Raw genomic sequence first — 6,708 nt, 5'->3', positions numbered from 1 at the left:
GCCTCCCCGCGCAGCCACCCCGCCGCCTCGGCCCCCGCGCCGAGCCGCGCCCGTGCGAGCACCCACCCGCCGGAGGCGTCACCGCCCCGTGAGGCGACGGCCACCGCGCTCACGAGGCCCCCGCACCCGGCCTGTTGTGCGGATGCCGGGCGCGGAGCACGCGGCAGTCGGTGGCCTTGGAGTGGTCCCCCACGGCCTCGGCCGCCCGCTCGACCTCCCGAAGCCGTTCGCAGGCGGGGCAGTCGTCGGCGGGGGGCGGAAAAGGAACGGGCATACGGATCACTCCTCGTTGTAGCGAAGCGGCTACCGGGAGTCCTCAGGCTGAACTAGCCTGCCCAGGTATTCAACTGATCGTCCTTGACGGAGGAGTTGAGTGATACGTGGTGAATCGGAAGGCACTCGACCCCGCTCGCTCGCCGGGCGAAGCATTCGGGGAGCATCTGCGCAGGCTGCGCGACGGGCAAGGATGGACACAGGAAGAACTTGCCGCGCGGATGGGTATTTCGGCCTCGCACGTTTCGGCTGTCGAAACTGGCCGCCGCCCCCCAACTCCACAGTTCGCGAAGAGGGCGGACCGCGAGTTGGGAACCGGCGACGCACTCCAGCGGCGCAGCCGGGTGGCGAGGCGAACGTCACTGCTGGAGGGATTCCCCGAGTACGTGGACCACGAGCTTCGCGCTTCGGAGATCCGCGTATACGAGGTCGGTGTTGTCCCCGGGATACTTCAGACCCGTGCGTACGCGGAAGCACTCACTGCCCGCAGCGTGGAGCGTGGGGCGATTACGGAAGAGCAGGGCGAGGAACGGCTGGCGCTGGTAGCGGCGCGACAGGAGGCATTGCAACGCTCGCCCTTGCCGCTGGTGTTCGTCTTGCTGGACGAGAGCTGCCTGTGCCGCCCGGTAGGCACTTCCGCCGTGATGGCGGCGCAGTTCGGGGCTCTGGTGGAGTTCGCCGCGCGTCCCAACACCGTCGTGCAAGTGATCCCGTTCTCGATGGGCGATCGGAGGCCGCTGAGCCTTCCGCTCTATATCTTGACGATGGATACGGGACGGCTCATCGCTTACGCGGAATCCGCGCATCAGGGCACGTTGGAGCAGGAACGAACCTCCGTGATGCCTTTGTTGACCAGCTACCATCAAATGCAGGCCCAGGCGCCGTCACAGCCGGCTTCGGTGGCCATGATCGAGCAGATACGAAAGGGCACCACATGACGACCCCCGAGGGCCTCCACTGGTTCAAGTCCTCCTACAGCGAGAACGGTGGGGCCTGCGTCGAGGTGGCCGCCGATCTCGTCGCCTCGCGCGGTGTCGTCCCCGTGCGTGACTCGAAGTGCGTGGCCGGTCCGGTTCTCACGGTCGCTTCCTCGGCGTTCGCCGGTTTCGTGGCGGGCGTCAAGTCCGGTGATCTTTCCGCCTGATCGCGACTCCGCTCGCACGACGGCCCGCCGCCCCTCCCCGGGGACCGGCGGGTTTCGTCGTGCGGGGGAGGCCCCGCTGCGCGGCCACCGTTTCCGCCGCATACTGGCGTCGAGTTCCCTCCGGCGAAAGGGCCCGGCATGAGTCCTGCCCCTCAGTGGCGCACGTCGTCCTACAGCGGAAACAACGGCGGTGCCTGTGTCGAAGTCGCCACCAACCTCGTGTCGTTGACGGGCGCGGTTCCCGTTCGCGACAGCAAGCGTCCGGCCGGGGACGTGATGGCGGTGGGACGCGAAGCGTTCTCGGCGTTCGTAGGGTCCGTTCGCGCCGGAAGGGTGAGCGCATGATGTCCGCCGGAAGCCTCCACTGGTTCAAGTCCTCCTACAGCGCCAACAACGGGGGCTCGTGCGTCGAGATCGCCGCCGATCTCGTCGCGTCGCATGGCCTGGTCCCCGTGCGTGACTCGAAGTGCGTGGCCGGTCCAGTCCTCGCGGTCACGTCCACGGCGTTCGCCGGTTTCGTGGCGGGCGTCAAGTCCGGTGAGTTCTCCGCCTGATCGAGCCCGGCACGTAGGACAGCCCGCCGCCCCCTTCCGGGGACCGGCGGGCTTCGTCATGTCTGAACGCGTCGCTGCGCGTGACGCCTTGCGGGCGCACCATCGTGCCATGGGTGTGCGCGTGGAAGTACGCCCGCTCAACAGCCGAGAAGGAGAACCCGGATGCCCACCCTCGCTGGCCTCAACTGGTTCAAGTCCTCCTACAGCGCCAACAACGGGGGTGCGTGTGTGGAGGTGGCCGCCGATCTCGTCGCCTCGCACGGTGTGGTTCCCGTGCGGGACTCGAAGCGGGTGGCCGCCCCCGTCCTCACCGTCACGTCCTCCGCCTTCGCCACTTTCGTGGCGGGCGTCGCGGCGGCTGGCGTCTCCGCGTAGTTGCCGGGCTGCCGACCGCCGCACACCGGCGCGTGCGGCCCGGGGGAGGCACGTGGGGGAAGGCGTTCCGGTTTCCGTCGGTGTTCGGCCGGTTCCTCGGGGCACTGGAGCCTTCGTGAGGTCTGACGCCAGCTCAGAAACGCCGCCCAGGCGCTCCCGAGGTGGCATCAGGCCAAGCGGCCCTTTCATCCGGCAACGAGGAGAGCCATGAAGTCGACCCGGTCCCGCGTCCTTTCCGCCTTCGTAGCCGTCGCGGCGGCAGTCGTCATACCCATGACCTACGCGGGCACCGCTTCCGCCGACACCGGCCGGACCCACGGCAACTGGGTGGTGATGGGGGGTGCCAAGTACGCGAGTATGCAGGCATGTCTTGACGACGCCGCGGAGTGGGCCCAGTAGCTCGGTTACAGCCAGGTCAGGTGCATCGGCCCCGGTGGCAGCGGGAACTACACCATCGAGGGCAGGATTTGACGTAGAGCCGGTCCCCGGCCGGGCGGCGAAAGCCCGGCCGGGCAGCGGTCGGTGGGAGCGGTCTCCTCAGGAGGCCGCCCCCGTTCGTTCGCCGTTGACCGGCAGTCTCTTTCCGGAGAGCCGCACGGAAGCCCCGCGCCGCCGGACCGGTGTCCGGCCGGAGGCCGACCGCCTCACGCCAGCCCCCGCCGCGCCACCGCCGGTTCGCGCCACCCCGCGATCGACGCGACCATGTCGAGGATCTGGCGGGTCTCCGCCACCTCGTGGACGCGGTAGACCCGCGCGCCGAGCCACGCCGAGACCGCTGTCGTCGCGAGCGTGCCGAGGAGGCGTTCCTTCACCGGGCGGTCCAGGGTCTCGCCGACGAAGTCCTTGTTGGAGAGCGAGACGAGGACCGGCCAGCCCGTCGCCGTCATCTCGGGGAGGCGGCGGGTCGCCTCCAGGGAGTGGCGGGTGTTCTTGCCGAAGTCGTGGCCCGGGTCGATGAGGACCGACTCGCGCGGGACGCCGAGCGAGACGGCGCGCTCCGCGAGGGCCGTCGTCACCCGGAGGATGTCGGCCATGACGTCCTCGTACGCGACGCGGTGCGGCCTCGTACGGGGCCGGGCGCCGCCCGCGTGGGTGCACACGATGCCGGCGCCGTACCGCCCCGCGACCTCCGCGAGCCTCGGGTCCACGCCGCCCCACGCGTCGTTGATCAGGTCCGCGCCCGCCGCGCACACCGCCTCGCCCACCTCGTGCCGCCACGTGTCCACGCTGATCACGACCTCGGGGAAGCGCCGCCGCACCTCCGCGACGAAGCCGGCCGTGCGCCGCACCTCCTCCTCGGCGCTCACCTCCTCGCCGGGCCCCGCCTTCACCCCGCCGACATCGATGATCGCCGCGCCCTCCGCGACCGCCCGCTCGACCCGCGTGAGCGCCGGCTCGTCGGCGAAGGTCGCCCCCTGGTCGTAGAAGGAATCCGGGGTCCGGTTCACGATCGCCATGATCACCGGCTCGTGCTCGCCGAACTCCCTGCGACCCAGACGCAACATCCCAGCGCTTCCCTTCCGGGCCGGAGGCCCCAAGCAGTCACCCGTGATCACGGCTCCCGGGCCGCCTGCGACCCTAGCCGCCGCGCGGACGTGGCACGATCGTGGCCACGCGGCACCGGTCGTCGGGCGGGCCGTACGAGAAGAGCACCGGGCGGGGACCGCGCCCGGGGACTTGGGGAAGACGCATGTTGATGTTCTGGTTCCTGGTCGTCGCGCTGGTCGTGGTGGTCGGCGCCGTCACGCTCGCCGTGCTCGGCCACGGCGAGGGCGCCGCCCTGCCCGAGGCGCCGCCCGAACGGCTCACCGACCCGCTCCCCGTCGGCCGGCCCGTACGCCGCGCCGACATCGAGGCGCTCCGCTTCCCGCAGACCCTGCGCGGCTACCGCATGGGCGACGTGGACGAGGCCCTGGCCCGCCTCGCCGCCGAACTCGCCGAGCGCGAGGCCCGGATCGCCGACCTCGAATCGGCGCTCGCCGGCCGCTCCGCGCGGGCGGCCGACGAGGGCGAGCGGCCGTGACCGCGACCGGCGCGCTCCCGGGACCCGACGGCAGACTCCGCTGCCCCTGGGGCCTGAGCGCCCCCGACTACCTCGGCTACCACGACGAGGAGTGGGGCAGGCCCCTGCTCGGCGACGACGCGCTCTTCGAGCGGCTGAGCCTCGAAGCCTTCCAGTCCGGGCTGTCCTGGCTGACGATCCTGCGCCGCCGCCCCGCCTTCCGCACCGCCTTCGACGGCTTCAAGCTGACCGCCGTCGCCGCCTACGGGCCCGCCGAACGCGCCCGGCTCCTCGCCGACGCCGGGATCATCCGCAACGCCCGCAAGATCGACGCCGTCCTCGCCAACGCCCGCCTCCTCGCCGGCTGGGAGCCCGGCGAACTCACCACCTACCTCTGGTCCTTCGCCCCGGACCCGGACAGCCGCCCGGCCCCCCGCACGACCGCCGACGTCCCCGCCGTCACCGAGGAGTCCACCGCCCTCGCCAAGGGCCTCAAGAGCGAGGGCCTGCGCTTCGTCGGCCCCACGACGGCCTACGCGCTCATGCAGGCGTGCGGCCTCGTGGACGACCACCTCGTCGCCTGCGTGGCGCGGGGCAGGGGCCGCGCGGCCCGCCCGGAGGGGAAGGCGGCGGCGTAGCGGGCGGACCGGCGGCGGCGCGGGCGGTGCCGGTCAGCGCCCCAGGTAGCGCGGCTTCTCCTTCTTGAGGAACGCCTCCACGGCGATCACGTGGTCCTCGGACGTGCCCGCGACCGTCTGGAGTTCGTCCTCCTTGTCGAGCGCCTCGTCCAGCGTGTGCGAGGCCGCGTACGCGAGCGAGCCCTTGAGGGCCCCGTACGCCACCGTCGGCCCCTGCGCCAGCTTCCGCGCGATCTCCAGCGCCGCCCCGGCCAGCTCGGCGGCCGGGACGAGACGGTTCACCATCCCCAGCTCGTACGCCTCCTGGGCGCCGATGTTGCGCGGGAACAGCAGCCAGTCGCTCGCCCGGCTGTGCCCCACCGCGCGCTGGAGCGTGAAGGACAGCCCCGAGTCGGCGGTGAGCGCGACCCCCGCGAACGAGGTGTTGAACGCGGCCGTGTCCGCCACGACGCGGTAGTCCGCCGCCAGCGCCAGGCCGAAACCGGCCCCCGCCGCGACCCCGTTCACGCCCGCCACGACCGGCTTCGGCATCGCCGTGATCGCCCGCACGATCGGGTTGTAGTGCTCGCGCACCGTGCTCATCGTGCCGCCGTCGCCCGTCTCCTTGTCCCGCTGGAGGTTGGCCACGTGCTCCTTGAGGTCCTGGCCGACGCAGAAGGCCCGCCCCGTCGCGGTGAGCAGCACCGCCCGCACCTCCGGGTCGGCCGCCGCGTTCTGGAGGGAGTCCCGCAGCGCCTCCTTCGTCGCCGTGTCGAGGGCGTTCATGGCATTGGGACGGTTGAGCGTGATCGTGGCGAGCGCGTCGGTCACGTCGTACAGGACGGAGTCGGCCATGAAGGAGATCCCCTCTGATCCAGCCCTCCGCCGGGCTCCGCTGCCGGGCGGACGGGCAACCGTCCCATCATCCTCGCGCGCGCCCCGTACCGGCATGACCGAGATCACGCAGGGCCCCGCGGGCCCCGCGCATTCCTTCCGCCCCTGTGATCTGCGTCAACAAATCCGGGTCCGGGGTGCGGGGCGAAGTGGGGCAGTATTCCAGTCACATCGCCGGAATGAGTGGTTTTGAACGAGCGCGTTGCGCAGATGAGTCCGCTCGATGTTGGTCACCTGGCCCCCACATGCGGGATAATGACTGCGGAAGCAATGTGTTCGATGCCGGTGAGGCAGCGCCTGTGACGGGGCCGCCGGCTGCGATGAGCTGGTTTCAGGAAGGGGAACGAGCATGGCGGCCATGAAGCCGCGAACGGGCGACGGCCCGCTCGAGGTGACCAAGGAGGGGCGGGGCATCGTCATGCGCGTTCCGCTCGAAGGCGGCGGTCGACTCGTCGTCGAGCTGACCCCTGACGAGGCGGACGCCCTGGGCGACGCCCTCAAGAAGGTAGTCGGCTGACGAAATCTCCCGCACGGCCTGTCACACGTCCACCGTGACCGCCGAGCACGTCACCTTGATTCTGCCCCGCGCCGCTCCGCGACGCGGGGCAGAATCATGTCTGTCTCTCTGTGCGGCGGCTGAGCCGAAGGAAGCGCGACGGTGCCGAGACGCCCGTCGCGCGCAGGTCGTGAGGAACGAGCGACCGACATGATTCTGCCCCGCGCCGCTCCGCGACGCGGGGCAGAATCATGTCTGTCTCTCTGTGCGGCGGCTGAGCCGAAGGTAGCGCGACGGTGCCGAGACGCCCGTCGCGCGCAGGTCGTGAGGAACGAGCGACCGACATGATTCTG

At 71.2% G+C, this 6,708-nt stretch carries 12 protein-coding genes; 9 read left to right on the top strand and 3 right to left on the bottom strand.

Features of this window, described 5'->3' with window-relative positions:
- Window positions 1–109: 109 nt before the first annotated feature.
- The gene (locus SSBG_RS33595) at window positions 110–274 is read right to left on the bottom strand and encodes a hypothetical protein (RefSeq protein WP_009068535.1); all 165 of its coding nucleotides are present in this window, start codon (window positions 272–274) and stop codon (window positions 110–112) included.
- Between the two features lie 106 nt (window positions 275–380).
- Between SSBG_RS33595 and SSBG_RS08500 the strand changes: the two genes are divergently transcribed.
- The 6 genes from SSBG_RS08500 (at window position 381) to SSBG_RS08480 (ending at window position 2,745) form a co-directional block, all read left to right on the top strand.
- Window positions 381–1,211, top strand: a complete 831-nt coding sequence (locus tag SSBG_RS08500) for a helix-turn-helix domain-containing protein (protein WP_008745785.1) — start codon at window positions 381–383, stop codon at window positions 1,209–1,211.
- Complete coding sequence (locus tag SSBG_RS08495) at window positions 1,208–1,417, top strand: DUF397 domain-containing protein (RefSeq protein ID WP_008745784.1); 210 nt, start codon at window positions 1,208–1,210, stop codon at window positions 1,415–1,417. Before SSBG_RS08500 ends, SSBG_RS08495 begins: the two co-directional genes overlap by 4 nt.
- A 138-nt stretch (window positions 1,418–1,555) precedes the next feature.
- Window positions 1,556–1,762: a DUF397 domain-containing protein gene (locus SSBG_RS30850; protein WP_008745783.1), complete on the top strand. Its 207-nt coding sequence runs from the start codon at window positions 1,556–1,558 to the stop codon at window positions 1,760–1,762.
- Window positions 1,762–1,971, top strand: a complete 210-nt coding sequence (locus tag SSBG_RS08490) for a DUF397 domain-containing protein (RefSeq protein WP_008745782.1) — start codon at window positions 1,762–1,764, stop codon at window positions 1,969–1,971. Before SSBG_RS30850 ends, SSBG_RS08490 begins: the two co-directional genes overlap by 1 nt.
- 162 nt (window positions 1,972–2,133) lie before the next feature.
- Window positions 2,134–2,346 carry a DUF397 domain-containing protein gene (locus SSBG_RS08485; RefSeq protein ID WP_008745781.1) on the top strand — a complete coding sequence of 71 codons (213 nt, stop codon included), beginning with the start codon at window positions 2,134–2,136 and terminating at the stop codon, window positions 2,344–2,346.
- Between the two features lie 207 nt (window positions 2,347–2,553).
- Window positions 2,554–2,745 carry a hypothetical protein gene (locus tag SSBG_RS08480; RefSeq protein ID WP_008745780.1) on the top strand — a complete coding sequence of 64 codons (192 nt, stop codon included), beginning with the start codon at window positions 2,554–2,556 and terminating at the stop codon, window positions 2,743–2,745.
- Between the two features lie 245 nt (window positions 2,746–2,990).
- On the opposite strand, the gene folP is transcribed toward SSBG_RS08480, so the two are convergent.
- Window positions 2,991–3,851, bottom strand: coding sequence for a dihydropteroate synthase (gene folP / locus SSBG_RS08475; RefSeq protein ID WP_008745779.1), 861 nt, complete (start codon window positions 3,849–3,851; stop codon window positions 2,991–2,993).
- 185 nt (window positions 3,852–4,036) lie between these two features.
- On the opposite strand from folP, the gene SSBG_RS08470 reads away from it, so the two are divergent.
- Both SSBG_RS08470 and SSBG_RS08465 read left to right on the top strand, forming a co-directional pair.
- The gene (locus tag SSBG_RS08470; RefSeq protein WP_008745778.1) at window positions 4,037–4,369 is read left to right on the top strand and encodes a DivIVA domain-containing protein; all 333 of its coding nucleotides are present in this window, start codon (window positions 4,037–4,039) and stop codon (window positions 4,367–4,369) included.
- Window positions 4,366–4,986 carry a DNA-3-methyladenine glycosylase I gene (locus SSBG_RS08465; protein WP_008745777.1) on the top strand — a complete coding sequence of 207 codons (621 nt, stop codon included), beginning with the start codon at window positions 4,366–4,368 and terminating at the stop codon, window positions 4,984–4,986. The genes SSBG_RS08470 and SSBG_RS08465 overlap by 4 nt, the downstream gene beginning before the upstream one ends.
- A gap of 33 nt (window positions 4,987–5,019) precedes the next feature.
- Here the strand turns inward: SSBG_RS08465 and SSBG_RS08460 are convergent, their stop codons facing one another.
- Window positions 5,020–5,820, bottom strand: a complete 801-nt coding sequence (locus tag SSBG_RS08460) for an enoyl-CoA hydratase/isomerase family protein (RefSeq protein WP_008745776.1) — start codon at window positions 5,818–5,820, stop codon at window positions 5,020–5,022.
- 388 nt (window positions 5,821–6,208) lie between these two features.
- Between SSBG_RS08460 and SSBG_RS30845 the strand changes: the two genes are divergently transcribed.
- Window positions 6,209–6,376, top strand: a complete 168-nt coding sequence (locus tag SSBG_RS30845; protein ID WP_003966491.1) for a DUF3117 domain-containing protein — start codon at window positions 6,209–6,211, stop codon at window positions 6,374–6,376.
- The last annotated feature ends 332 nt before the right edge of the window (window positions 6,377–6,708 follow it).

Origin of the sequence: Streptomyces sp. SPB074 (assembly GCF_000154905.1) — a bacterium.
Taxonomy (GTDB): domain Bacteria; phylum Actinomycetota; class Actinomycetes; order Streptomycetales; family Streptomycetaceae; genus Streptomyces.
The sequence above is the reverse complement of the archived record's forward strand: the minus strand, read 5'-3'. Positions and strand labels throughout refer to the sequence as shown.

Bases quoted from the DNA above. Each gene is read 5' to 3' on its own strand.
- SSBG_RS08460 (WP_008745776.1), bottom strand. From the start codon at position 5,820: ATGGCCGACTCCGTCCTGTACGACGTGACCGACGCGCTCGCCACGATC.
- SSBG_RS08490 (WP_008745782.1), top strand. From the start codon at position 1,762: ATGTCCGCCGGAAGCCTCCACTGGTTCAAGTCCTCCTACAGCGCCAAC.
- SSBG_RS08495 (WP_008745784.1), top strand. From the start codon at position 1,208: ATGACGACCCCCGAGGGCCTCCACTGGTTCAAGTCCTCCTACAGCGAG.
- folP (WP_008745779.1), bottom strand. From the start codon at position 3,851: ATGTTGCGTCTGGGTCGCAGGGAGTTCGGCGAGCACGAGCCGGTGATC.
- SSBG_RS33595 (WP_009068535.1), bottom strand. From the start codon at position 274: ATGCCCGTTCCTTTTCCGCCCCCCGCCGACGACTGCCCCGCCTGCGAA.
- SSBG_RS30845 (WP_003966491.1), top strand. From the start codon at position 6,209: ATGGCGGCCATGAAGCCGCGAACGGGCGACGGCCCGCTCGAGGTGACC.
- SSBG_RS08480 (WP_008745780.1), top strand. From the start codon at position 2,554: ATGAAGTCGACCCGGTCCCGCGTCCTTTCCGCCTTCGTAGCCGTCGCG.
- SSBG_RS08470 (WP_008745778.1), top strand. From the start codon at position 4,037: ATGTTGATGTTCTGGTTCCTGGTCGTCGCGCTGGTCGTGGTGGTCGGC.
- SSBG_RS30850 (WP_008745783.1), top strand. From the start codon at position 1,556: ATGAGTCCTGCCCCTCAGTGGCGCACGTCGTCCTACAGCGGAAACAAC.
- SSBG_RS08485 (WP_008745781.1), top strand. From the start codon at position 2,134: ATGCCCACCCTCGCTGGCCTCAACTGGTTCAAGTCCTCCTACAGCGCC.